A 23,799-nucleotide genomic window follows, 5' to 3' on the forward strand; every position below is an offset into this window, starting at 1 on the left:
ATATATAACTAGATGGAAGTATACAAAATTAAAAATGAAGGGTCAAATGAAAGAAAAGTGCAAAATTTTATAGAATAATAATAAAAGTATGATATTTATGCATAATCTTGAAATTAATAATAATTAAAGTATTGTAAAATCAGCTTTATGTTGTATAAAGACAGCATTTTAAAAAAAATTTTAAGGCCAATAGGTGTGAAGTCAATTGTAATGTGCTAATCATTTGAGAAACTGTGGAACCTTTGTTATGTTAGTAACAATTAGAAAGAGTTTCATAATTCAATTGAGATTTTTCTATATAATAGAAGGGAATGAAAACGTTTTATTAGAAAGTGTGTGAAAGGGTAGTTTTTCTTATTGTCATGTTGGAAAAGTGAATTCATGAAATGTCCATAGTATTTTCAATTGTTTTTGCTACAATATTGAAGAGGAGAGGAGTGGAATAATGCAAGATATTAGTATTTTTTTAGCGTTTGGAGCTGGGTTCTTATCGTTTATATCCCCATGTTGCTTACCGCTTTATCCGGCATTTTTATCATACATAACAGGTATGTCGGTTTCTGAATTGAAAGAAGAAAATGCAATGCTTCGCAAAAGAAGTATGATACATACAGCGTTTTTCTTACTTGGTTTTTCAATTATTTTTATTGCAATTGGATTTGGTACAAGTTTTATTGGAGGCATCTTTACAAATTATAAAGATTTAATTAGACAGTTAGGTGGTATATTTATCATCGTGTTCGGTCTTATTATTGTCGGTGTATTTAAGCCGAAGTTTCTAATGCAAGATCGTAAATTTACTTTTAAAAACCGTCCGAGTGGTTATTTTGGTTCAGTTTTAATTGGATTGGCATTTGCTGCTGGATGGACACCTTGTACTGGGCCTATATTAGTGTCTGTAATTGGATTAGCTGCAACAAATCCAGAATCGGCAATGATTTATATGATTGCTTACATACTTGGATTTGCTATCCCGTTTTTCGTACTTTCATTCTTTATTACGAAGATGTCTTGGATTAAAAGAAATAGTATGAAATTCATGAAGATTGGAGGATACGTTATGATTGTCATGGGTATCTTCCTATATTTTAACTGGATGACGAAAATTATCGTATATTTCTCAAGTTTATTTGGTGGTTTTACCGGTTTTTAGTATTATTCTGTGAAAATGTTGGAAATACTAACGGAAAAGCATATAATAAAATTATATTTTGCATATAGCCACAAAAAAGGATGAGAAAATATGAACATAGTTCTGTTATCAAGTATCGTTGCTGTTTGTATGGCTGTCGGTGCGATGTTTATTCGTTTAAAAGCAGCTAAGAAACCTGCAACATTGAAAAAAATTATACTTCCCCCATTTTTTATGAGCACGGGAGCGTTGATGTTTGTTTTTCCTGAATTTCGATTAACTCCAGCAGAAATGTTAGAAGCAATTGGCGTCGGTTTGTTTTTCTCTATTTTTCTTATTAAAACATCTAAATTTGAAATTAGAGGACAAGAGATTTATTTGAAGCGTTCAAAAGCATTTGTTTTTATACTAATTGGATTACTTGTCGTGCGGATTGTATTTAAAACATACTTAAGCCAATCTCTTGATTTAGGACAACTTAGTGGCATGTTCTTCTTACTTGCGTTTGCAATGATCGTTTCATGGAGAATTGCAATGTACCGTTCCTTTACGAAATTACAGAAGGAAATGGAAAAAGAAGATGGTTTTTATAATGAAAAAGATATGAAGTTAACGTAAAGAGTGTTATATGTATAAAGAAACAACGTCTGATTAGACGTTGTTTTTTGTTAATCACTGAAAGGTAACTTCCTCAATTCTAGTTGTGATGTATAAATTGTCGACCATCGAAGAAGCAATTTAAGTTTGACGTTACGAATGGACCGATATAAGGAATACTATTTGGTTTGAAGTTTTATCATCGGTAATTGGTGGCTAAGTTAGATTAGGTTGGATCGTATAGGAGACGTTCCTTCATTAACAATTACTCCACTTGATGGTACTGATACAACATGAAAGTGGAATGTTAATGACGAAATTTCGCTTAGCTTAAGTGTCTTGAGCCGAATCTAATATTGCAAATATAAATGCAACAGGATCAATTGCTGCGAATACAACATATACCTCTGTAAATATTACAGGTACTGGTGATACGATTTATACGAGTGCTGTAGGGTTACAGATAGATTTAGCGAAAGCGAGATTAATTGCTACAAAATCAGTAACTGTAAGTTGAGCTTATAAAAAAGATTGCTATAAAATAGCAATCTTTTTTATAAGGAATAATGGGCTTACTTTGCAAGTAAAGCTTTATAGTTAGAATAATCAATCTCTTTTTCTTGTAGTTTCTTAATTAAAAATTTATGATCGCGCTTCGGTGTGGCAACGATATATCCTTGTATGATTAAATCTTGTGTAATTTTTGGAGCGTTTTCCTTTATTGCAAGTTCCCCAATTTTACCGGCAATTTTTGATTTGGCAACATCACGAAATAGTTCAGGAACGGGACTTACTAGTTCTTCTAACAATTGTTTTTGTTCGTCAGCCCATAAATGTCTCGTTTTATTTATGTAATGCTCTTCCCAATCTAAAATGGACATACCGTCTTCTTTCGGTAATCGTTTTAAAAATTTTCTGAACATAAAGTATCCACCGATAGACATAAGTCCTAATAAAATAACAGTCCATAATACAATAAACCAACTGAACCATCCTTCGAGCAAGTGTATCCCCCCTTAATGATTGCGGTTTTCTTTTATTCATATTATAAACAGTGAGATTCATAGAAAGCAAGAACGCTTGGTCAATTTGACCAAGCGTTGTAGTTTAAACGAAGTATAGTTGTTCAACACATAAAATATCATTTTCATTTTCTACATATTCAATGATGAGTGTACCAACTTTACGATCTTTATCTTCAGTTGTGAAAATAGAGTAAGAAGTAAAACGCGCTGTTGATAGGCCGCTTATATGTGTAGGTAAAGAAATGTAGTCGTTATCGCGGAAGAATTCCATTAGTTCAATATCTTCAAATTCTTTTCGGTCAACTTGTTTGTTTGTATAGCGGCGTTGAAGTTGTTTTAAAGATGCATTCCAAGAAATTGCTTTTGTGTCGTATACCATTGTTCTATCTCCTTACTGTATGTAATTATTAAGAACATACGTTCTGATCTAGTATACTCTTTTTATAAGAAAAGGGAAAGCAAAAAATAATGTAAGCTTGGATTTCCAAGCTTACATTATTTTGCGTCCGTCATAATCTCTATTTTTTATTATAAGTTACATAAGAATAAGAAACAAGATGATATATATTATGTTGGTAGTTTTCAAAATTCTGTATATTATTAATATATTATAAGGAAAGGGAATGAGAGGGATGGCATACGTAATTTCACTTCAGGGACCGATGGCAAGTGGAAAAACAACATTGGCCAAAAGCTTAGAGCGATGTGGGCTTTCAGTTATATATGAAAACCCTTATCCAATTGTAGAAAAGCGGAAAGAATTAAATTTGGATATTTACACAAAAGAGGGGTTTATTACAAATCAAAAAATGTTTATTGAAGCAAAAATAAAAGAGTTTCAAAATGTGAAATCAGTCATGATTTTTGACCGCGGACCAGAAGATATTGAATTTTATACACTCTTTTATCCGAAGATGATAGGGAAAGAGTGGGATATAGAAACAGAATTAAAAGATGAATTGTATAAATTAAGAGAATGCCGTTCGGATGTAATTTTTTATTTAGATGTTTCGAAAGAGAGTTTGTATGATAGGAGAAATAATGATAGGACAAGAAATCGAAGTACATTTGAGGAACAATTTAAATTAGTAGAAGTTGAAAAAGAATGGTATAAACAATTTCCCGTAACTTATGTGGACACTAATATATTATCAGTGAACGAATTAGAGGCATATTTTATAGGGTGGCTAAGGGAGAAAAGGCTATGAAAAAAATATTATTATTCGTATACCCGACATTTGCAGAGTTTGAAATAACGGTAGCAACAGCATTGCTGAAAAAGAAATATGAAATCATTACAGCGGGTTTAACAAAAGAAATGATTATAAGTGAAACAGGCTTACAAGTACAGCCGCATATAGAATTAAGTGAAGTGCGTGTAGAAGAATATGAGGGGATTATCATTCCGGGCGGAGATGAAATACATATGAAAGAGGCGAAACCGCTTTTTTCAGTTATTCGTCAATTTTCTGAGCAAGGAAAATTAGTGGCAGCGATTTGTGCTGGACCGTATGCGTTAGCAAGAGCAGGTTTATTTAAAGAAATCTCTTATACAGTGACTATAGATTATCAAAAATTAGATTGTTTTCCAGTAGAAAATTTTGTGTATACAGAAGTTGTACAGCACGTAAATATTATTACAGCACAAGGACATGCATTTGTGCCATTTGGACTAGCGATTGCCTCCTATTTTGGAGTAGTGAATGAACATAATACAAATTTTTATAGTGGAAAGGGCAATATAATGATGGAGAATCTTTTACCGGAAAACGTGTAAAAGCTAGCGAATGCTAGCTCTTTTCTTTTTTACATCGATAAATCACTAACGTTTTCGGATCGCGCCATATACCGTTGTGAAGTGATAAATCATTTTCTATTTCTTCTTTTAGCCATTCCTTCATTTCGGTGTGAAGGGACATATTATCAGGTATATTCAGCGACGGGAACATGCTAGAAATATAGTTAACGATTGGAGTGGCATGATGAAAAACAAGTGCATTATGAATAATTGTTTCTTCAACAGTTGAAAAAACAGAGTGCAATAGATCTTTACCATTTTCTAAACAAAATGGAGCTACTGACGGTGATGTTTTTGGTAAATCAAATGTGACTAACATTTTGTTACACATTTCATCTATACGAGGTAATGAAACTTTAGAATTTGTTGTAGCTAAAAGGGCGCCGCCAGGACGAATTATCTTATGGAATCCTTGAATAGTTTTTTCGACATCTTTCATGTGGTATAACATATGCCTTGCGATTAGCAGGTCATAACAATTAGCTTCGAAAGGAAGTTTACTAGCGTCACCGAGTTTCCATTCAATCATATTATTCGTTATAGCAGCTTCAGAAAGCATAGTTTCGGATTGATCAAAACCAGTTAGATGTCCTTTATGACCATTAGTTTGCAAAAGGGAAAGAAATTTTCCGTTAGCACACCCGACCTCTAATATTTTTTCTTCCCCTTGGAGTTGTAAATGTTCAATGACGACTTCATCTACATTCACTTGTTTTTCTTCGTAATGTTTATGCGTATCGATACGTGTTTGTAAATGGTCACTAACGTTGTATTGGCGTTTTACATCATTCATTTTTTCACATTCCACCTTTATGCAAAATTGCTGAATCGCATGTGTTAATACGTCTGTTTTATTTAAACCTTCGTAATGGAGTACGTCTTCAAACCTTGTAAGTAATTTTTCTTCAATTCGAAAATGAATATCTTTTCGCTTCGCCACTGAAATTTCGCCCCTTTGCATCTGTTAGTGAGACTATAGCACGTCTGAAAAAAATCTGTAAATAAATTGTGTACACAAGTACAAGTATGAGAGGGATAAAAAATTGCTTGAATAATATTTTAAACTATTGACGATTTAACCGTTTTCATATATTCTTAAATTAAGTAATATTCAAATAATTCAAAAGAAATGAGAGAGTCACATGCTTCTTCAAGGAACACATCGAATTGGTCGTATGGCCATGCTGTTGGCACTTGCGGATGAGAATGAAAGTCCCGTATTATCTATTCCGAAAGGTTGGAAATATTGTATTGGGAAAGTTGGCTCTATGAATTCGCAAAAAGTAGTAGCAGCAATGGAAACAGCGGCTAAGAGCAACCGAGTTATTGAAACAGATGTTTACAGAGAAACACATGCACTTTATCATGCAATTATGGAAGCTTTGTACGGAGTGACGAGAGGTCAAATTCAGTTAGCAGACGTTCTTCGTACAGTAGGACTTCGTTTTGCGATTGTGCGCGGTACACCATACGACGGAAAAAAAGAAGGCGAATGGGTTGCTGTTGCACTTTATGGAACGATTGGTGCACCTGTAAAAGGATCTGAGCATGAGGCGATTGGTTTAGGAATTAATCACATATGATTTGCCCATAGTCTATTAGTTAGAAGGGGGCCTTATTTTTTAGGACAGAAGTCTGTCTTAAAAAGATAAGGTCCCCTTTTGCCTTTATAAGGAGGAAAAAGAATGATTACGTTAACAGGACACACATTGACAGTTGAAGAAATGAAGAGGTTGTTACTTGAAGGTGAAGGTGTAACAGCTTGCCCAACTAGTATGCAAAAAGTGGCAGAGTGCCGCGAAGTTGTCGAGAAAATTGTAGAGGACGGAAAAGTCGTTTACGGTATTACAACTGGATTTGGAAAGTTTAGTGATGTACTTATTCAAAAAGATGATGTAAAAGCACTTCAGCACAACTTAATTCAGTCACATGCGTGCGGAATAGGCGATCCATTCCCTGAAGAAGTATCACGCGGTATGTTAATTTTACGAGCTAATACGATGTTAAAAGGAGTATCGGGTGTTAGACCACTTGTTGTAAACATGCTTCTTGAGTTTGTAAATCGTAAAATTCATCCAGTCGTTCCGCAACAAGGATCACTAGGAGCGAGCGGTGATTTAGCACCTTTATCTCATCTTGCTCTCGTTTTATTAGGTGAAGGTGAAGTGTTCTACAAAGGAAAACGAGTTCATGCGATGGTTGCTCTTACAGAAGAAGGACTTGAACCTATTGAACTTGAAGCAAAAGAAGGTCTTGCGTTAATCAATGGTACGCAGGCAATGACAGCGCAAGGGGTTCTTTCTTATATAGAAGCTGAAGCAAGTGCTTATCAATCAGAATTAATTGCATCGATGACAATGGAAGGATTACGCGGCATTATTGATGCATTCGATGAAAATGTTCATAAAGCGCGTGGTTATAAAGAGCAAGTCGAAGTGGCAAGCAGAATTCGTGATATTCTTCATGATAGTAAACTTGTGACAAAACAAGGAGAACTTCGTGTACAAGATGCATATTCACTTCGTTGTATCCCGCAAGTTCACGGTGCTTCTTGGCAAGTTTTAAATTATGTGAAAGAAAAATTAGAAATTGAAATGAATGCAGCAACAGATAATCCACTTATTTTTGATGGCGGGGAAAAAGTAATCTCTGGTGGTAATTTCCACGGACAACCGATTGCATTTGCAATGGACTTCTTAAAAGTAGGGATGGCGGAGCTTGCAAATATTTCAGAGCGCCGTATTGAACGCCTAGTAAATCCGCAATTAAATGACTTACCACCATTTTTAAGTCCAGAACCAGGACTTCAATCAGGTGCCATGATTATGCAATATGCAGCGGCTTCACTCGTTTCAGAAAATAAAACGTTAGCTCATCCAGCGAGTGTAGATTCAATTCCGTCTTCAGCTAACCAAGAAGATCACGTAAGTATGGGAACAATCGCTTCACGTCATGCGCATCAAATTATTCAAAATGCAAGACGCGTTCTTGCAATTGAGATGATCTGTGCGATGCAAGCAGCAGAATATCGCGGAATTGAAAACATGAGTACAGTTACAAAAACGTTCTATCATCAAGGTCGTCAGCAAGTGCCTTCTATTACAAATGACCGTATATTCTCAACGGATATTGAAAATATCGCGCATTGGTTAAAAACGAATTATTCAATAAAGGAAAGATTGGATGTAAATGCAGCACTATAAAACGAGAAAAGGGAGAGATTGAAATGGAAAAAGTACAACAAACAATTCGTGCGGCAAGAGGTACTGAGTTACAAACGAAAGGATGGGTTCAAGAAGCTGCACTTCGAATGTTAATGAACAATTTAGATCCTGAAGTAGCTGAAAAACCAGAAGAATTAGTTGTATATGGCGGAATTGGCCGTGCAGCTCGTAATTGGGAAAGCTACCATGCAATTGTTGATTCATTAAAAACGTTAGAAAACGATGAAACGTTACTTGTTCAATCAGGAAAACCGGTAGCAATTTTTAAATCACATGAAGATGCGCCTCGCGTTCTTTTAGCGAACTCAAACTTAGTACCGAAGTGGGCGAACTGGGATCACTTCCGTGAACTAGAGAAAAAAGGTCTTATGATGTACGGACAAATGACAGCGGGTAGCTGGATTTACATTGGAACACAAGGGATTTTACAAGGAACATATGAAACATTTGGTGAAGCGGCACGTCAACATTTCGATGGTTCATTAAAAGGTACTGTAACGATTACTGCTGGTTTAGGAGGTATGGGTGGTGCACAACCGCTTGCTGTAACGATGAACGGCGGTGTTGTAATTGCTATTGATGTAGATAAGCGTAGTATCGATCGTCGTATTGAAAAGAGATATTGTGATCTGTATACAGAGTCTTTAGAAGAAGCGTTAACTATTGCGAACGAGTATAAAGAGAAGAAAGAACCGATTTCAATTGGATTGCTAGGAAATGCGGCAGAGATTTTACCAGAGCTAGTGAAGCGTAATATTACGCCAGATTTAGTTACGGATCAAACATCTGCTCATGATCCATTAAACGGTTATATTCCAGTAGGTTACACAGTAGAAGAAGCAGCGAAGCTTCGTGAAGAAGATCCAGAACGTTACGTACAATTATCAAAAGAAAGTATGAAAAAACATGTAGAAGCAATGCTTGCAATGCAAGAAAAAGGCGCGATTACATTTGATTACGGAAATAACATTCGCCAAGTTGCTTTCGATGAAGGATTAAAAAATGCTTTCGATTTCCCGGGATTCGTTCCAGCATTTATCCGTCCATTATTCTGTGAAGGAAAAGGACCATTCCGCTGGGTAGCACTTTCTGGTGATCCAGAAGATATTTATAAAACAGACGAAGTTATTTTACGCGAGTTCGCGGATAATGAGCATTTATGTAATTGGATTCGTATGGCACGTCAGCAAGTTGAGTTCCAAGGTCTTCCATCACGTATTTGTTGGCTTGGTTATGGCGAGCGTGCGAAATTTGGCCGCATTATTAATGAAATGGTGGCTAATGGTGAATTATCAGCACCGATCGTTATCGGCCGTGACCATTTAGATTGTGGATCAGTAGCATCTCCAAACCGTGAAACAGAATCTATGAAAGACGGTAGTGATGCAGTAGCAGACTGGCCAATTTTAAATGCATTAATTAACAGTGTAAACGGTGCAAGCTGGGTATCTGTTCACCACGGTGGTGGCGTTGGTATGGGGTATTCACTTCACGCTGGAATGGTTATCGTTGCAGATGGAACAGAAGCAGCGGCAAAACGTATTGAACGCGTATTAACTTCTGACCCTGGTATGGGTGTTGTTCGTCACGTTGATGCTGGCTATGACTTAGCGGTTCAAACTGCGAAAGAAAAAGGCGTTAACATTCCAATGATGAAATAAGGAGGAAGAAACATGCTGGACACTTTACTAATAAATATCGGTCAATTACTAACAATGGATCAAGAAGATGGCTTGTTAAGACGGGAAGCGATGAACACGCTTCCTGTTATTGAAAACGGTGCTGTTGGAATTGAAAATGGCGTGATTACTTTCGTTGGAACAGCGGAAGAAGCTAAAGGATTACAAGCGAAAGAGGTTATTGATTGCGGCGGGAAAATGGTTTCTCCTGGTCTTGTAGATCCGCATACTCATCTTGTATTTGGTGGATCTCGTGAAAATGAAATCGCGCTAAAATTACAAGGAGTTCCATACCTAGAAATTTTAGAACAAGGTGGAGGTATTCTTTCAACTGTAAATGCAACGAAACAGGCATCGAAAGAAGAACTTGTTCAAAAAGCAAAATTCCATTTAGACCGTATGCTATCTTTCGGTGTAACAACCGTAGAAGCGAAGAGTGGTTACGGATTAGATGATGAGACGGAATGGAAACAATTAGAGGCAACTGCACAATTACAAAAAGAGCATTCAATTGATTTAGTTTCAACATTTTTAGGCGCTCATGCAGTTCCGAAAGAGTATAAAGGAAGATCGAAAGAATTTTTACAATGGATGCTAGATCTATTACCAGAAATGAAAGAGAAGCAATTAGCTGAGTTCGTTGATATTTTCTGTGAAACAGGTGTGTTCTCTGTAGAAGAATCAAAAGAATTTTTATTAAAAGCGAAAGAGCTTGGCTTTGACGTGAAAATTCACGCGGATGAAATCGACCCTCTAGGTGGTGCAGAAGCAGCAGCTGAAATTGGTGCAGCATCAGCGGATCATTTAGTTGGCGCTTCTGATAAAGGAATTGAAATGCTTGCGAATTCTAATACAGTAGCAACTTTATTACCAGGAACAACTTTCTATTTAAATAAAGAAAGCTTCGCACGCGGCCGCAAAATGATTGATGAAGGTGTTGCAGTTGCTTTAGCTACAGACTTTAACCCAGGTAGCTGTCCAACTGAAAATATTCAGCTTATTATGAGCATTGCGATGCTGAAACTGAAAATGACACCAGAAGAAGTCTGGAATGCGGTAACAGTGAACTCATCTTATGCCATTAATCGAGGCGATGTAGCTGGGAAAATTAGAGTTGGTCGTAAGGCGGATTTAGTTTTATGGGATGCTTATAATTACGCTTACGTACCGTACCATTACGGCGTAAGTCATGTAAATACAGTATGGAAGAATGGGAATATCGCATATACAAGAGGTGAACAATCGTGGAGCACGGCCACTATTTAAAGAAAAATGCAAAGTTTATCGATCGTGAAGTGACGAAATGGAGCGAAATGATTAAAAATTGGGAGGAAGGAGTGGAAATATTCGGTGCTGCCTTAATTGGAGCGCCCCTTTCTAAACCATCTATTAGTCATTCAGGAGCATGTTTTGCGCCAAAAACAATTCGTTCAATGTTGGATGCATATAGCACGTACGCAATTACAGAAGAACACGATATGAAAGAAAGTGTTCTTCATGATTGCGGTGATATTACGATGCATGTGACAGATATAAAAGAGAGTCATAACCGAATTGCGAAAACAGTTGGTCACTTGACGAAAGTAAATCCGAAAATGATACCAATCGTTCTTGGTGGTGATCACTCGATTAGTTTTCCGAGTATAACTGGTTTTGCAAATAGTAAAGGGAAGGTCGGTATTATTCAATTTGATGCTCATCATGATTTACGTAATTTAGATGATGGTGGTCCATCAAATGGTACACCGTTCCGTAGTTTGCTAGAAAATGATGTGATTACAGGAAAACAACTCGTTCAAATTGGGATTCGTAATTTTTCAAATGCACGAGCGTACCATGAATATGCAAAAGAGCATGGCGTGACAGTGTATACAATGAAAGATGTAAGAGAGCGAAAAATAAAAGATCTTATTTCAGAAAGTATTGAAGTATTAAGAAAACAAGATGTGACTTCTATTTATATTTCCCTTGATATGGACGTACTAGACCAAGCGTTTGCGCCAGGCTGTCCAGCAATTGGCCCTGGTGGGATGGATAGTACAACTTTACTTGATGCAATTGAATTCCTGGGTAAAGAGCCACTCGTTCAAGGGATGGATATAGTAGAAATTGATCCAACTCTTGATTTTAGGGATATGACGAGTAGAGTAGCTGCGCAAGTGATTATGAGTTTTCTTTTAGCGCGAGAAACGATTAGTAAACAGGTTAGTATATAAGCGAAGGATCGTGTGTGAAGTTTTGAAGCAACCGTCTTTGTCAGTATATAAAAATACATCGCTACTTATATGTAGTGATGTATTTTTTTGTTTTACAAGGTATATAAAATTGGAGGAAATGGGTGTAGAAATGTAACAAAATCGCGGGTTTTTTAGTGTTTCTGTACAGCTTGAATTTTTATGTGTAAATAAATTGACATAGAAAATAATTTTGTGATATTATAAAAATTTTGCTAAAAAAATAAATGTGTGTTAAGATTGAGAAGGTTACCATATATGGAGGTGGATTATTTGTTTCAAATTGGCGATAACATCGTTTATCCAATGCACGGAGCAGGTATAATTAAAGCCATAGAAGAAAAGGAAATCTCAGGAGAAAAAAGACAGTATTATGTTATAAAAATGTCGGCTAGTAATATGGAAGTAATGATTCCTATGGGGAAAATATTGAGTTCAAATATACGACCAGTTACAGATATAAAGGCATTAACAAACATAATAGATATTTTTCAGCATGGGGAATCAGATAGATTACTTACGTGGAAACAAAGGTATAAATTAAACACTGATAAAATAAAAACGGGTAAAATACAAGAAGGTGCTGAAGTTGTACGTGATTTATTACGTATGCAGAAAGAAAAAGCACTTAATGCAAGCGAAAAGAAAATGTTAGATAACGCACATGAATTTTTGATTAGTGAGCTGGGATTAATTGAAGGTATCACAGAAAATCAAATAAAAAGCTTTTGTTAAGATTCATTGTAGATAATGTATTACATCCCAAAAAAGATCTTGAATTTTTTGGGAATATAATTATAGAAAATCAATCATTTCAAAGACATTCAACTCTTTCAAACCACTTTTAGAGCATTAACCTCTTTTGTTATTACTACAATTTAATCCATTTTTATTTTTTAATTTCTTTTACGAATGTTCGAAGTTTAATTAAATAACTCAATAAAATAGTTACTTGATTTTTGCAATCCTGATTCACACTGGCACGGACGAGGAGCCGTAAGGATGAAAGAGAGGTAGGGCTTTCATTGTTTTAGGTATATAAGTTATTATTTTTAGAAGAATACTGAACCACTCCCACTTCTATTGTTAAGAGATTTTCCATATGTGAGGAGATAATAATTGTTTATTTTCTTTATTTAAAAGAGATAAACGAATTGTTAGCCTTATATGGTCAACTAAAAAAGGTTTCCTACTTAGGAAACCTTTTTAATTTTTGTTTTTATCATTCTGTTTGTTTAATATTCGAATCTTTAATGGTAAAGACGTATAAATTGACGTTACTATCTAAAAGTAAGTATGATGCGATTATAGTTAGATTTTTTTAGGGGGAAGAAAAATGACAAGTTCAAATAATAAAGCGGCAAGTATTTATGAAGGAACAAATATAAACGCTTGGGGGTCTTTTGAAAATATTGAAGAAACGAAGTTATTTCATCCGATTCAAATTGGATCTTGGTCTCTTCGTAATCGCATAGCGATGGCACCGATGACGAGATGTTTTGCAAATAATGAGACTGGAGTCGTTGGTGCTGACGTAGTCGAATATTACCGAAAACGTGCTGCTGATGGGATTGGACTAATTATTACAGAAGGAATTGTCATTAGTCAGAGAGCAAAAGGGAATCCAGGAGTACCAGGTATTTATACACAAGCGCAAGTCGATTCTTGGAAACCTGTTACAGAGGCAGTACATAAAGAAGGTGGAACGATTATTGCTCAAATATGGCATGTTGGACGTATGAGTCATCACGAAATAATTGGTGGTCAAATGCCGCAAGCACCTTCTGCTATTGCTGCGGAGGGGAATGTTCCGCGTTTTCGTAAACCGTTTGATACACCAGAAGCAATGACAATAGAAGAAATAAAAGAAGTTATCGGTCAATATGCACAAGCCGCAAAGAATGCGATAGAAGCTGGATTTGATGGTGTAGAAATTCACGGTGCACACGGATATTTAATTGACCAATTTACTTATGAATTTGCGAATAAGCGTACTGATAAATACGGCGGTGACTTAAAACAAAGGTTAACGTTTATGAAAGAAGTTGTTCAGGCTGTAATTGAAGCAGTTGGAGCTGATAAAACGCTTCTTCGCTTCTCTGCCTTTAAAGGTGATAATCCTACTTATATGTGGGAACATCCTGAACTTGCAATTGAAACGTTTGTAAATATGTTTAAAGAAGTTGGATTAACGATGATTCACCCTTCAACGATGAATTATACGCAAGTTATTGCTGACGGCAAGAATTTTCATCAATTAGTAAGAAAGTATTGGGATGGTACTATCGTAGGAGTAGGTAATTTGAATCCGAAAGAGGCAGAAGAAGCACTGCAAGAAGGAACAATTGATGTAGCGGCGTTCGGAAGACCATTAATCGCTAATCCAGATTTTGTTCAGCGAATTAAAAATGCTGAAAGTTTGGTTGAATATGACGCGAAAGAGCATCTTGCTACGTTAGTGTGAATAAGGATAAAAAGAGAACACATGGAGTGTTCTCTTTTTATTATGGAATTTCATATATAGGGGGAAGCGGAATGAGTGAAGCGCTACTCATTATTATTAGTATATTGCTCTTTTTGATGCTACTTTTAATTGTCTTTTTTATCATTACATTTTTTATTAAAAAACGGACGCATCATTCTATATTAAAACTGCATCCATACTTAGGTAGAATGCGCTATTTGCTCGAAAAAATAGGCCCGGAATTTCGGCAATATTGGTTTGATCATGATACTGACGGAAAGCCCTTTTCGCGCTACGATTTTCAAAGTGTTATGTTTCTAGCAAAATACCGTTCTGAAATACTTGGTTTTGGATCAAAACGAGATTTTGAGGAATCTGGCTATTATATTGCTAATACATTATTCCCCACATTAACAGATGAATTAAGTGTGAATCTCACGCAAGAACGTGAGGGGAAAAAATATATGATTCATAAAGAAGGGTTATTTTCAAGAAGAGAAAAATTGACAGCGGATACAACAAACCTTTGGTTGTATGAAGAAGATGATGCAATTGTAGTCGGCGAAAATCGTAAATATCCATGGAAACTGTATGGGATGTTTGGAGCGTCAGCGACATCTTACGGTGCGATTGGAGAAAATTATATTTTATCAGCTGGGTTTGGTGCAAAAATGGCAGGTGGTTCGTGGATTAATACTGGGGAAGGGGGTGTCATTCCAGAACATTTACATACGGGTGCAAATATCATTGCCCAAATTGGTCCGGGATTATTTGGATACCGTGACGAGGACGGGAATTTTTCGATGAAGGAATTTATGGAGAAGGCGAAAGAAAGTAATATTAAAGCGTTTGAATTGAAATTTGGGCAAGGAGCAAAAATACGTGGTGGTCATTTAGAAGGACAGAAGGTAAATGAGAAAATCGCTTCCGTTCGGAAAGTACGAGAAGGAGAAACGATTAATTCGCCAAATCGTTTTTCATTTATTAGTAGTGCCGCAGAGGCTTTATATTTTATTCAAGATTTACAAGAAAACGGTGGTAAACCAGTGGGTATGAAAATTGTAATTGGTCAACAGAAGCCTTTGGAAGATTTATTAAAAGCAATGAAAGAATTAAACATCTATCCAGATTTTATTACAATCGACGGTTCAGAAGGTGGATCAGGGGCAACATATAAATCGATGGCAGATAGTATGGGGCTTCCGCTTATACCGGCACTACTTACATTTATTGATACAGCAAATCATTACGGTGTCAGGGATAAATTAAAGGTGTTTGCCTCCGGGAAATTAATCACGCCAGATAAAGTAGCGATTGCTTTAGCTATCGGTGCAGATGCCGTAAATTCAGCACGCGGATTCATGATGGCAAGTGGTTGTATTATGGCACTTCAATGTAATTCAGGGCAATGCCCATCGGGGGTTGCAACTACGAATCCACACTACCAAAAAGCATTAGATCCGTATGAGAAAAAATGGCGAGTAATGAACTATGTTATTAGTATGAGATATAGTTTGTTTTCATTAGCGGCAGCAGCAGGGGTAAAGAGCCCACGCCATTTAACGAGAGAGCATATTGTGTTTAAAGATGAGATGGGGAGAGTAGTTCCACTTTCGGAATTGTTTCCTTCCGTAATTGGGAAGTAAATATGTAGCTGAACAAAAAAAATCAAAAAAGTCATACATTTGTATGGCTTTTTTGGTTATGGGAAAAGTAGAAATTTATTACATGAATGTTCCCGCTTTTCGGTTGCTCTTTTTCAAACAAATTGTTTGATGGAGATGAGTTATCAGAATATTGTTTTTGATGAAAAAATGAAATGATATCCGCATTGACAATAAAAACTAATTAGACTATAATAAATCTCGAATTCAAGATATTTTTTGAAGGATAGTCAAAATCATAAAATCAATATTTAAAATATAATCATAAGAACTGTAGTTTTTTTGTAAAATATCTCGAATTCGAGATATTTTTTGAACTAAATGAAATGTGTTAGTTTTTTAGAGAAATACCTCAATTTTGAAAAAGATAGTATTGCGGATTGAACTTTATCATATGGACAAAATGAATAATGAATTTTAGCGAATAAACGTTTTTTGTAATGAAATAAAAAAAGGGGGTGGAGAAAGTGGAAAAGAAAACGATGGGAATTCATCACATTACAGCAATCGTAGGTCACCCACAAGAAAATGTAGATTTTTATGCAGGTGTATTAGGATTGCGTTTAGTAAAACAAACAGTGAATTTTGATGATCCAGGTACGTATCATCTTTATTTTGGTAATACAGGAGGAAAGCCTGGAACAATTATTACGTTTTTCCCATGGGCAGGTGCTCGTCAAGGTATTATTGGGGACGGTCAAGTAGGCATTACGTCTTATGTCGTATCAAAAGGCACAATGGAGTTTTGGGAAAATAGATTAGAAAAATTCGACGTACCGTATACAAAAATGACTCGGTTTGGAGAACAGTATATAGAATTTGATGATCCACATGGTTTGCATATAGAATTAGTTGAAAGAGAAGAGGGCGAATTAAATAATTGGACTTTTGGGGAAGTTACGCCAGAAGTAGCAATTAAAGGATTTGGCGGTGCTGTTCTTTTATCTGCACAACCTCAAAAAACTGCTGAATTGCTAGAGCATGTTATGGGTCTTGAGAAAGTAGGAGAAGAGGGAGAGTTTATGCGGTTCCGTTCTTCTGCTGATATTGGAAATATTATCGATTTGAGATTATCAACAATTGGACGTGGGCAAATGGGTGTTGGTACAGTTCATCATATTGCTTGGAGAGCGAATGATGATGCTGATCAATTAGACTGGAAAGAGCATGTGTCTCGCTTTGGATATGGTGTAACCCCTGTACAAGATCGAAACTATTTTAACGCAATTTATTTTAGAGAACACGGCGAAATCTTATTTGAAATTGCAACAGACCCTCCTGGTTTTACCCATGACGAATCTTTAGAGACGATGGGTGAGGAGTTAAAATTACCGGATCGATATGAACAACATAGAAAACAAATTGAACAGACACTCTTACCATTTGAAGTGAGAAATCTAGATTAAAGTGATTGAAAGGGGAAAAGGAATATGATGAAACATGTTTTTCAAAAAGGAAAAGATACGTCAAAACCAGTGTTGTTATTGCTTCATGGTACAGGAGGAAATGAATTAGATTTATTACCGCTTGCAGAAAGAATTGATCGGGAAACTTCTGTATTAAGTGTTCGTGGAAATGTATTAGAAAATGGGATGCCTCGTTTCTTCCGCCGATTAGCAGAAGGTATTTTTGATGAAGAGGATCTTGTTTTCCGTACGAAGGAATTAAATGAATTTTTAAATGAAGCAGCAAAAACATATGAATTTGATAGAGATAATATCGTAGCTGTTGGGTATTCAAATGGAGCAAATATTGCGGCGAGCTTATTATTCCATTACGAAAATGCATTAAAAGGTGCAGTCCTTCATCACCCAATGGTGCCTAGAAGAGGAATAGAATTACCTAATTTAGCAGAGAAATTCGTATTTATCGCTGCTGGAACAAATGATCCAATTTGTTCACCTTCTGAGTCAGAGGAATTGAAGATGCTATTAGAAAATGTAGATGCTAATGTAACAATGCATTGGGAAAATAGAGGACATCAATTAACGATGAATGAAGTAGAGAAGGCAACAGAATGGTATGAAAAAATATTTTCACATGCATAAATAGTAGACTAAATCGAGTGTAAAATCATAAAGACTTTATACTCGATTTTTTTGTTGCAATTTAAGGGGTTAAAAGAGAATAGGAAAGTTATGTTAAAATATAAAGAAAATGTAGAATAATGGAGGGGAACTATTAGATGTCAAACTACGAAAATGAAGAAATGTTAACGGGAGGGAATGTCTCAAACGTATATCGTTCGGAAGATACTGTTCGACGAGAATTAAAGCAAGGCAGTACCAAAATTCATAAGCTATTAAATCATTTGGAAAACAAAGGTTTTAGTTATGCACCAAAGTTTTTAGGTATTGATGATAAAGATAGAGAGATATTATCATTTATTGAAGGAGAAGCTGGTAATTATCCTTTAAAAAAGTATATGTGGTCTAATGATGTTTTAAAAGAAATAGCGAAGATGCTCCGTCTTTATCATGATGCTGTGAGTGACTTCCCGTTATCAGATGATTGGAAACCGATGGATAATACTCCAAATAAAATAGAGGTTGTATGCCATAATGATTTTGCAATATACAACATTATTTTTAATAACGAAAAACCAGTAGGTATTATCGATTTTGATGTTGCTGGTCCTGGGCCAAGACTTTGGGACATAGCCTATACTCTTTACACTTGTGTCCCATTAAGTAGAGTTTATTATAAGGAAACAAGTGAGGCGGTTTATTATAATTCATTACAGCATGCAGACCGCATAAAGCAAAGGGTTAAATTGTTTTTTGAATCTTACGGTGGGGGTATGGAAGAAGATTATCTGGAGATGGTATTGCTACGATTAGAAGGGTTATGTAAATATGTGGAAAGAAAAGCGCTAGAAGGCGATATGAACTTCCAAAAGATGATAGATGAAGGGCATCTTGAACATTATGAAAATGATATTCAGTTTATTCGTAAACATGGAAAAGAGTGGATTTAATAAAATAAATCGTATACAAAAATAAAGCTCAGAGTCATATAGGGACTTTGAGCTTTTTAGTGTAGATGTTTTCCACAATAACTGAACTACTTATAATATCGTGTAGATGTATAGTTAAGAGTTTGTTACAGGATGAGCTGTAGCAATCGGTAATTGGATATCGACAGTTGTTCCTATGTTTAATTCACTGGAAATGAATAATTTCCCGTGATGCTCTTGAATGATTTTATAGCACATCATTAAGCCAAGGCCAGTTCCTTTTTCTTTCAAGCTATAAAAAGGTTCGCCAAGACGAGCCATGCGCTCTTCAGGAATCCCACAACCTTCATCCATAATGCGTATTGAAACAAAATCACTTTCTAACGAAGTTGTTTGAATGAAAATGTTACCACCATCAGGCATCGCCTCGATTGCATTTTTTAATATGTTAATCAAAACTTGTTTTAATTGATTACTGTCACATTGAATGTCAGAAATATAATCGAAATGATCCATGATGATATGAACGCTATGCATAATTGCTGTTGGTAAAATAAAAGTTACAACTTCTTCAATTAATGTTTGTACGTTGCATGTATGAATAAATAACACTTGTGGTTTAGACATCGCCATAAATTGGCTTGTTATAGATTCCATTTGTGAAATTTCACTCAACATAACGTCCACATACCATTTATTTTCCTCATTTATTTCTGGATGTAATAACGTTAAAAATCCTTTTAATGAAGTGAGCGGGTTTCTAATTTCATGAGCGATTCCAGCTGTCAGTTGTCCTACTACTGCAAGTTTTTCGGATTTCCGTAATAACTTTTCAGTTTCTTTTAGTTCGGTAACGTCTCTTCCCATCACTATAAGACCTTTGCGTGAGCCATCAGGATGGAAGAGTGGGACTTTTGAAATGCTTAAAACTAGGTCGAAATCATTTCTATGTATAATAAATTCCTCTCCGTGAAGAATTTGTCCTTTTTGCCATGTTAGTTCATCGACTTCTTCACAATGCAAAAAAGATTCGCGGTATGCTTCGTTATATTGAATGAGTTCATTATCTCTTTTTCCATGATAAGGAACGTTATGGAAATTGAAACAAGAAAGCGCATAGTCATTCGCTTCAAGCCAGCGTCCTTCATGGTCCTTAAAAATAACAAATGCAGGCATTGAATTCATTAATGTGCGTAATCGTTTCTCACTCTCTTGTAATACTTTCTCAATTCTTTCTGATTTTTCAAGGGGTTTCATAATGGCGTATACACCTGTTAAACGGTTTTTAACAAAAATAGGAACTAATTTTGTTACGACATCTAGTAAATATCCGTCTTTATGATAAATAGAGACGATATACTCTTTTTGATTGTCAGCTGCAGCATTTTTTATGTATTGTAGCACTTGATCAGAAATATGTGCTTCTAAAATAGAAGTGATTGTTTTCCGCTCTAATTCGTTAGAAGTATAACCTAATATTCTTTCCGCAGAGGGGTTAATATGTAAAATAACTCCTTCTAAATTCAATGAAATAATACTATCAGGGTTATGTTCAAAAAGAGATGCATACATTTCTGCTAAAGAACGATTTTGTATATGGTTTCGCAAGCGCTCCGAGACGTTTGGGTGACGCTTTTTTTGAGTAGATGAATGTTTTTTACGACTCATAATATTTCCTCCGTACAACTAGCATCTAAAAAAGATGAATCTAGTACTAACTATAATATAGGTGCAATGTGTATTTCTATAAAAAATGGAAATTATATAATAAATTTTCTTTTTTATTTTTAGTGGAAGGTAAAAAAAGGTAGTAATAAGAGAATCTTATATTGCTTTATTAATATTTTCTAAGTTACATGAATGTATTTTCGTTATAACATTAGAATAGAAGAGGGGGAAGGAATATGAAAAATTATATTCAAGGAATTGATCATGTACAAGTAGCGGCGCCAGTAGGATGTGAAGAAGAAGCACGAGAATTTTATGGTAATAAAATTGGTATGGAGGAAATCCCAAAGCCAGAGGAATTAAAGAAGCGTGGTGGGTGTTGGTTTAAGTGTGGAAATCAAGAGATTCATATCGGAGTTGAGAAAAATTTTAATCCAGCTAAAAAAGCGCATCCAGCTTTTTATGTTTTGAAAATTAATGAATTTAAACAAGGGTTAATAAAGCGAGGTATTGAAGTAATAGATGATCATGCGCGACCAGATGTAATCAGATTTTACGTGTCAGATCCGTTTGGAAATCGAATTGAATTTATGGAAAATAAAAACTAGGTGGAGATCCACCTAGTTTTTTACACTTTTCTAAACAATCCTAATACTTCAACAGTCTCCGTAATATTAACGAATGCATGAGGATCAATTTCCGAAATCGTTAGTTTCATACTTGCTAATTCTTCACGTGAAACGACTGTCATAAGTACACGTTTTTTCTCGTTTGAATAAGCACCTTCACCATCAAGTAACGTAATTCCACGTACTACAGTTGAAAGAAGCTTTTTTTTCATTTCTTCCGCTTGATTTGTTACAATCATAAGTGTAACTTTACGATGTTTTGTATGAACGGCATCAATTACTTTACCAGTTACATAAATTGAAAGTAAGCTTGTAAGGGCAACATCCCAAGTGAAGAAAAATCCTGCAATGACAACAACAACTGTATTTAATGCAATAAGGAATCCACCAAGTTTAATATCTCGCTTGCGAGATAACAACATACCGATAATATCAAAGCCACCAGTTGAACCATGGCAGTTAAAGACAAGACCAATACCAGCGCCGGCGATGACACCGCCAAATACAGATGATAAAAGTGGGTCTGTTGCTACGACTTTTACTGGAACATAGTATAATGCAACAGATAATACAATTACAGAAACAACCGTGTTAAAAATTACTTTTTTTCCAAGACCTATGTATCCTAAAATAAGGATAGGTAAGTTCAATACAAAGTTAATAATACCTGTGTTTACAGGGGTTACAATCCCTAAAATAATAGCAATTCCGCCAATTCCACTACTTAAAATTTTATGGGGGATAAGGAAAAGATTAAAGGCAATTGCGATAATAATAGAACCAAAAATAACACCAAGAAATCTGACCATCTCTTTCCCGTCCTTCACTAAATAATCATATTATTTCAAGATTATATATGAAATTGAAAGTTTTTGGGGAAAACAGTTTATTTCGGAAAATTAGATTAATCTAAATAGTTCGAGTGTTTGATAAATTAGGAGGGGATACAGATATGAAGATAACGACGTATCAACAGAAGAGTCCTTTAAAACAAGAGTGTGAGGATTCATTTTTTTGTAATGAAGATAAAATGATTTACGGTGTATGCGATGGAGCAACACCGTTAGTTCCATTTTGTGATGAAGAAGGACATAATGGAGCATACATCGCTTCACATTTATTTGCAAGTCATTTTACTTCGCTACGAGAGATCAATAGTTTACAAGATGAAGTTGCAAAGGCGAATGAATTATTGCAAAACAAGATGCTAGAGTACAAGGTTGATACGAGAAAAAAAGACCATCTGTGGTGTACATGTATTGCAGCAGTTCAAATAGAAGGCGATAAGCTTGAATATGCACAATTAGGTGATTGTATGATCGTTGCAATATTTCAGGATGGAGCGATAAGAGTATTAACGAAAGATACAGTTAAGGGAATTAGTAAACGCGCAAAAAAGAAGAGAGAAGAGGATCGTAAAAAAGGATTACCAGTCCCGGAAGAACATGTTTTTCAAGATGTTCGGGAGCAGTTGAAATACAACCGCTATCTTGCGAATGTGCCACACGGTTACGCAGTTGCAAATGGGATGAAAGAAGCGATGACTTATTTACAACATGGGGAATTACATGTAGCTGATGTAAGTGGGATCTTTATTTGTTCGGACGGATTGTTCCATCCGGAGTGGTCGTTAGAACAAATTGTGATATATATAAGAAAGAATAGTATAAAAGAATATGTAGCAATCATTGAAAGGCTAGAAGGAGAAAATAGAATAAGACCAGATGATAAAACAATTATTATAATTGATTTTTAAGGGGAGGAAGTTCAAATGGAAATTAAATGTGTAAATTTAACATTTCAAAATGAGTTAGTTCCTTTAGAAAAAGTAAATAAACTGATCATCCACCATACGTCAGAAGATGGCTGGGATGTGTATAAAACTCACGAATTTCATCAAAAGGTAAGAGGATGGAGCGGGATTGGTTACAATTATTTTATTGAAGAAGATGGAACTGTAGTCGAAGGACGAGGTTTACATATTGGAGCACATGCGAAAGATAATAATAGTGATACAATTGGAATATGTATGACGGGGAATTTTGATAAATATGATCCAACTACTGCACAAATGAATTCATTATATTCTTTATGTAAAATGTTTATGAAGCAGTTTGCCATAGAGAAAGAAAATATACTCGGCCATAGGGAGTTAGAAGGGGTTACAAAAACTTGTCCAGGAAATCGCTTTTCTATGGTAGAGTTAAGAAAAGTATTATCTTAAATATAGAGGAGTAACGAATGATGATGAACATAAAAATACCGACTGATAAAAAAGAAGAGCTTGTAGCACAAATTCAGCAATTTTTCGTTGAAGAAGATTTAGATGAAATTGGACGTTTCCAAGCAGAACGTTTAATAGAGGAAATGATTAAATTAGTTGGACCATTTGCATACAATCAAGCAATTGGAGATGCAAGAAAGCTTGTAAGTGAGAAATTAACGAATATTGAAGAAGATTTATATGTGTTAGAGAAGAATGAAGGGAAATAAAAAAAGACTAGAAATTTGGTCTTATCCCTGTCAAGTAGACAGTATTAAAAAGACTAAGCAGCCATCGAGATTCGATATTCTATCGGAGCTCGATGGTTGAGTCGTTTTTGGAACCGTTTATAGTTATAAAAGTAAATATATTCTTCAATTGCTTGTATTAAATCTTCTTCTGTTTTAAAATGATTCAAATACAACATCTCCGATTTAAAATGGGAGAAAAATGACTCGATACAGGC

25 protein-coding genes are annotated in these 23,799 nt (G+C 35.4%); 19 read left to right on the plus strand and 6 right to left on the minus strand.

The window, feature by feature from the left end; genetic code table 11:
* Positions 1 to 445 precede the first annotated feature (445 nt).
* Entirely contained in the window at positions 446 to 1,153 is a 708-nt protein-coding gene (ccdA, locus tag DET63_RS12970; RefSeq protein ID WP_001152684.1) for a cytochrome c-type biogenesis protein CcdA, read from the plus strand.
* A 90-nt stretch (positions 1,154 to 1,243) separates the two neighbouring features.
* Complete coding sequence (locus tag DET63_RS12975; protein ID WP_002014224.1) at positions 1,244 to 1,750, plus strand: CcdC family protein; 507 nt, start codon at positions 1,244 to 1,246, stop codon at positions 1,748 to 1,750.
* 551 nt (positions 1,751 to 2,301) lie between these two features.
* Here DET63_RS12975 and DET63_RS12980 read toward each other — a convergent pair.
* Complete coding sequence (locus DET63_RS12980) at positions 2,302 to 2,733, minus strand: DUF2621 domain-containing protein (RefSeq protein ID WP_113936939.1); 432 nt, start codon at positions 2,731 to 2,733, stop codon at positions 2,302 to 2,304.
* Between the two features lie 103 nt (positions 2,734 to 2,836).
* Positions 2,837 to 3,133: a hypothetical protein gene (locus DET63_RS12985; RefSeq protein ID WP_113936940.1), complete on the minus strand. Its 297-nt coding sequence runs from the start codon at positions 3,131 to 3,133 to the stop codon at positions 2,837 to 2,839.
* A gap of 253 nt (positions 3,134 to 3,386) precedes the next feature.
* Here DET63_RS12985 and DET63_RS12995 point away from each other — a divergent pair, with 253 nt between their 5' ends.
* Positions 3,387 to 3,962 (plus strand): AAA family ATPase, encoded by a 576-nt coding sequence (locus DET63_RS12995; RefSeq protein WP_113936941.1) that lies wholly within the window; start codon positions 3,387 to 3,389, stop codon positions 3,960 to 3,962.
* Complete coding sequence (locus DET63_RS13000) at positions 3,959 to 4,531, plus strand: DJ-1/PfpI family protein (RefSeq protein ID WP_113936942.1); 573 nt, start codon at positions 3,959 to 3,961, stop codon at positions 4,529 to 4,531. Before DET63_RS12995 ends, DET63_RS13000 begins: the two co-directional genes overlap by 4 nt.
* Before the next feature lie 13 nt (positions 4,532 to 4,544).
* Here the strand turns inward: DET63_RS13000 and DET63_RS13005 are convergent, their stop codons facing one another.
* Positions 4,545 to 5,492, minus strand: coding sequence for a class I SAM-dependent methyltransferase (locus DET63_RS13005; RefSeq protein ID WP_113936943.1), 948 nt, complete (start codon positions 5,490 to 5,492; stop codon positions 4,545 to 4,547).
* Positions 5,493 to 5,694: 202 nt separating this feature from the next.
* Between DET63_RS13005 and hutP the strand changes: the two genes are divergently transcribed.
* From hutP to DET63_RS13060, 11 genes are all read left to right on the plus strand, one after another.
* The gene (gene hutP, locus DET63_RS13010; protein WP_113936944.1) at positions 5,695 to 6,135 is read left to right on the plus strand and encodes a histidine utilization transcription antiterminator HutP; all 441 of its coding nucleotides are present in this window, start codon (positions 5,695 to 5,697) and stop codon (positions 6,133 to 6,135) included.
* A gap of 102 nt (positions 6,136 to 6,237) precedes the next feature.
* Entirely contained in the window at positions 6,238 to 7,755 is a 1,518-nt protein-coding gene (gene hutH / locus DET63_RS13015) for a histidine ammonia-lyase (protein ID WP_002033511.1), read from the plus strand.
* 23 nt (positions 7,756 to 7,778) lie between these two features.
* Positions 7,779 to 9,437, plus strand: a complete 1,659-nt coding sequence (gene hutU / locus DET63_RS13020; protein WP_002137750.1) for a urocanate hydratase — start codon at positions 7,779 to 7,781, stop codon at positions 9,435 to 9,437.
* Positions 9,438 to 9,449: 12 nt separating this feature from the next.
* The gene (hutI, locus tag DET63_RS13025) at positions 9,450 to 10,721 is read left to right on the plus strand and encodes an imidazolonepropionase (protein WP_000887531.1); all 1,272 of its coding nucleotides are present in this window, start codon (positions 9,450 to 9,452) and stop codon (positions 10,719 to 10,721) included.
* Entirely contained in the window at positions 10,700 to 11,671 is a 972-nt protein-coding gene (gene hutG / locus DET63_RS13030) for a formimidoylglutamase (protein WP_002128542.1), read from the plus strand. The genes hutI and hutG overlap by 22 nt, the downstream gene beginning before the upstream one ends.
* A 291-nt stretch (positions 11,672 to 11,962) precedes the next feature.
* On the plus strand, positions 11,963 to 12,424 hold the full coding sequence (locus tag DET63_RS13035) for a CarD family transcriptional regulator (protein WP_170935206.1): 462 nt from the start codon (positions 11,963 to 11,965) through the stop codon (positions 12,422 to 12,424).
* A 601-nt stretch (positions 12,425 to 13,025) separates the two neighbouring features.
* Positions 13,026 to 14,153: an alkene reductase gene (locus tag DET63_RS13040; protein WP_113936945.1), complete on the plus strand. Its 1,128-nt coding sequence runs from the start codon at positions 13,026 to 13,028 to the stop codon at positions 14,151 to 14,153.
* A 71-nt stretch (positions 14,154 to 14,224) separates the two neighbouring features.
* Positions 14,225 to 15,799, plus strand: a complete 1,575-nt coding sequence (locus DET63_RS13045) for an FMN-binding glutamate synthase family protein (RefSeq protein WP_113936946.1) — start codon at positions 14,225 to 14,227, stop codon at positions 15,797 to 15,799.
* A gap of 485 nt (positions 15,800 to 16,284) precedes the next feature.
* Positions 16,285 to 17,223 carry a ring-cleaving dioxygenase gene (locus DET63_RS13050; RefSeq protein ID WP_113936947.1) on the plus strand — a complete coding sequence of 313 codons (939 nt, stop codon included), beginning with the start codon at positions 16,285 to 16,287 and terminating at the stop codon, positions 17,221 to 17,223.
* A gap of 27 nt (positions 17,224 to 17,250) precedes the next feature.
* The gene (locus DET63_RS13055; protein ID WP_113936957.1) at positions 17,251 to 17,865 is read left to right on the plus strand and encodes an alpha/beta hydrolase; all 615 of its coding nucleotides are present in this window, start codon (positions 17,251 to 17,253) and stop codon (positions 17,863 to 17,865) included.
* Positions 17,866 to 18,002: 137 nt separating this feature from the next.
* Complete coding sequence (locus DET63_RS13060) at positions 18,003 to 18,794, plus strand: phosphotransferase (protein ID WP_113936948.1); 792 nt, start codon at positions 18,003 to 18,005, stop codon at positions 18,792 to 18,794.
* Between the two features lie 114 nt (positions 18,795 to 18,908).
* Here DET63_RS13060 and DET63_RS13065 read toward each other — a convergent pair whose 3' ends face one another.
* Entirely contained in the window at positions 18,909 to 20,441 is a 1,533-nt protein-coding gene (locus tag DET63_RS13065; protein WP_113936949.1) for a BA3702 family sensor histidine kinase, read from the minus strand.
* 236 nt (positions 20,442 to 20,677) lie between these two features.
* On the opposite strand from DET63_RS13065, the gene DET63_RS13075 reads away from it, so the two are divergent.
* Entirely contained in the window at positions 20,678 to 21,049 is a 372-nt protein-coding gene (locus DET63_RS13075) for a VOC family protein (RefSeq protein ID WP_113936950.1), read from the plus strand.
* Positions 21,050 to 21,069: 20 nt separating this feature from the next.
* Here the strand turns inward: DET63_RS13075 and DET63_RS13080 are convergent, their stop codons facing one another.
* On the minus strand, positions 21,070 to 21,879 hold the full coding sequence (locus DET63_RS13080; RefSeq protein ID WP_000251329.1) for a YitT family protein: 810 nt from the start codon (positions 21,877 to 21,879) through the stop codon (positions 21,070 to 21,072).
* A 143-nt stretch (positions 21,880 to 22,022) separates the two neighbouring features.
* Between DET63_RS13080 and DET63_RS13085 the strand changes: the two genes are divergently transcribed.
* From DET63_RS13085 to DET63_RS13095, 3 genes are read left to right on the plus strand one after another with little or no spacing between them, the layout of a single operon-like run.
* A complete protein-coding gene (locus tag DET63_RS13085; RefSeq protein ID WP_113936951.1) occupies positions 22,023 to 22,826 on the plus strand; it encodes a protein phosphatase 2C domain-containing protein in 804 nt (267 codons plus the stop codon).
* A 15-nt stretch (positions 22,827 to 22,841) separates the two neighbouring features.
* Positions 22,842 to 23,294, plus strand: a complete 453-nt coding sequence (locus DET63_RS13090) for a peptidoglycan recognition protein family protein (RefSeq protein ID WP_113936952.1) — start codon at positions 22,842 to 22,844, stop codon at positions 23,292 to 23,294.
* A gap of 17 nt (positions 23,295 to 23,311) precedes the next feature.
* Positions 23,312 to 23,563 carry a DUF2164 domain-containing protein gene (locus DET63_RS13095; protein WP_002087817.1) on the plus strand — a complete coding sequence of 84 codons (252 nt, stop codon included), beginning with the start codon at positions 23,312 to 23,314 and terminating at the stop codon, positions 23,561 to 23,563.
* A gap of 53 nt (positions 23,564 to 23,616) precedes the next feature.
* On the opposite strand, the gene DET63_RS13100 is transcribed toward DET63_RS13095, so the two are convergent.
* Positions 23,617 to 23,799: IS3 family transposase (locus DET63_RS13100; RefSeq protein ID WP_142675680.1), on the minus strand; the 183-nt coding region annotated here is incomplete at its 5' end.

It is taken from the genome of Bacillus sp. DB-2, from assembly GCF_003315125.1.
Taxonomy (GTDB): domain Bacteria; phylum Bacillota; class Bacilli; order Bacillales; family Bacillaceae_G; genus Bacillus_A; species Bacillus_A mycoides.

Excerpts from the sequence above, each read along its gene's own strand:
- DET63_RS12975 (WP_002014224.1), top strand. The coding sequence starts at position 1,244 with ATGAACATAGTTCTGTTATCAAGTATCGTTGCTGTTTGTATGGCTGTC.
- DET63_RS13065 (WP_113936949.1), bottom strand. The coding sequence starts at position 20,441 with ATGAGTCGTAAAAAACATTCATCTACTCAAAAAAAGCGTCACCCAAAC.
- DET63_RS13090 (WP_113936952.1), top strand. The coding sequence starts at position 22,842 with ATGGAAATTAAATGTGTAAATTTAACATTTCAAAATGAGTTAGTTCCT.
- hutP (WP_113936944.1), top strand. The coding sequence starts at position 5,695 with ATGCTTCTTCAAGGAACACATCGAATTGGTCGTATGGCCATGCTGTTG.
- DET63_RS13055 (WP_113936957.1), top strand. The coding sequence starts at position 17,251 with ATGAAACATGTTTTTCAAAAAGGAAAAGATACGTCAAAACCAGTGTTG.
- DET63_RS12985 (WP_113936940.1), bottom strand. The coding sequence starts at position 3,133 with ATGGTATACGACACAAAAGCAATTTCTTGGAATGCATCTTTAAAACAA.
- DET63_RS13080 (WP_000251329.1), bottom strand. The coding sequence starts at position 21,879 with ATGGTCAGATTTCTTGGTGTTATTTTTGGTTCTATTATTATCGCAATT.
- DET63_RS13075 (WP_113936950.1), top strand. The coding sequence starts at position 20,678 with ATGAAAAATTATATTCAAGGAATTGATCATGTACAAGTAGCGGCGCCA.
- DET63_RS13095 (WP_002087817.1), top strand. The coding sequence starts at position 23,312 with ATGATGATGAACATAAAAATACCGACTGATAAAAAAGAAGAGCTTGTA.
- DET63_RS13045 (WP_113936946.1), top strand. The coding sequence starts at position 14,225 with ATGAGTGAAGCGCTACTCATTATTATTAGTATATTGCTCTTTTTGATG.
- DET63_RS12995 (WP_113936941.1), top strand. The coding sequence starts at position 3,387 with ATGGCATACGTAATTTCACTTCAGGGACCGATGGCAAGTGGAAAAACA.
- DET63_RS13085 (WP_113936951.1), top strand. The coding sequence starts at position 22,023 with ATGAAGATAACGACGTATCAACAGAAGAGTCCTTTAAAACAAGAGTGT.
- DET63_RS13060 (WP_113936948.1), top strand. The coding sequence starts at position 18,003 with ATGTCAAACTACGAAAATGAAGAAATGTTAACGGGAGGGAATGTCTCA.
- DET63_RS13040 (WP_113936945.1), top strand. The coding sequence starts at position 13,026 with ATGACAAGTTCAAATAATAAAGCGGCAAGTATTTATGAAGGAACAAAT.
- hutI (WP_000887531.1), top strand. The coding sequence starts at position 9,450 with ATGCTGGACACTTTACTAATAAATATCGGTCAATTACTAACAATGGAT.
- hutH (WP_002033511.1), top strand. The coding sequence starts at position 6,238 with ATGATTACGTTAACAGGACACACATTGACAGTTGAAGAAATGAAGAGG.
- hutU (WP_002137750.1), top strand. The coding sequence starts at position 7,779 with ATGGAAAAAGTACAACAAACAATTCGTGCGGCAAGAGGTACTGAGTTA.
- ccdA (WP_001152684.1), top strand. The coding sequence starts at position 446 with ATGCAAGATATTAGTATTTTTTTAGCGTTTGGAGCTGGGTTCTTATCG.
- DET63_RS13000 (WP_113936942.1), top strand. The coding sequence starts at position 3,959 with ATGAAAAAAATATTATTATTCGTATACCCGACATTTGCAGAGTTTGAA.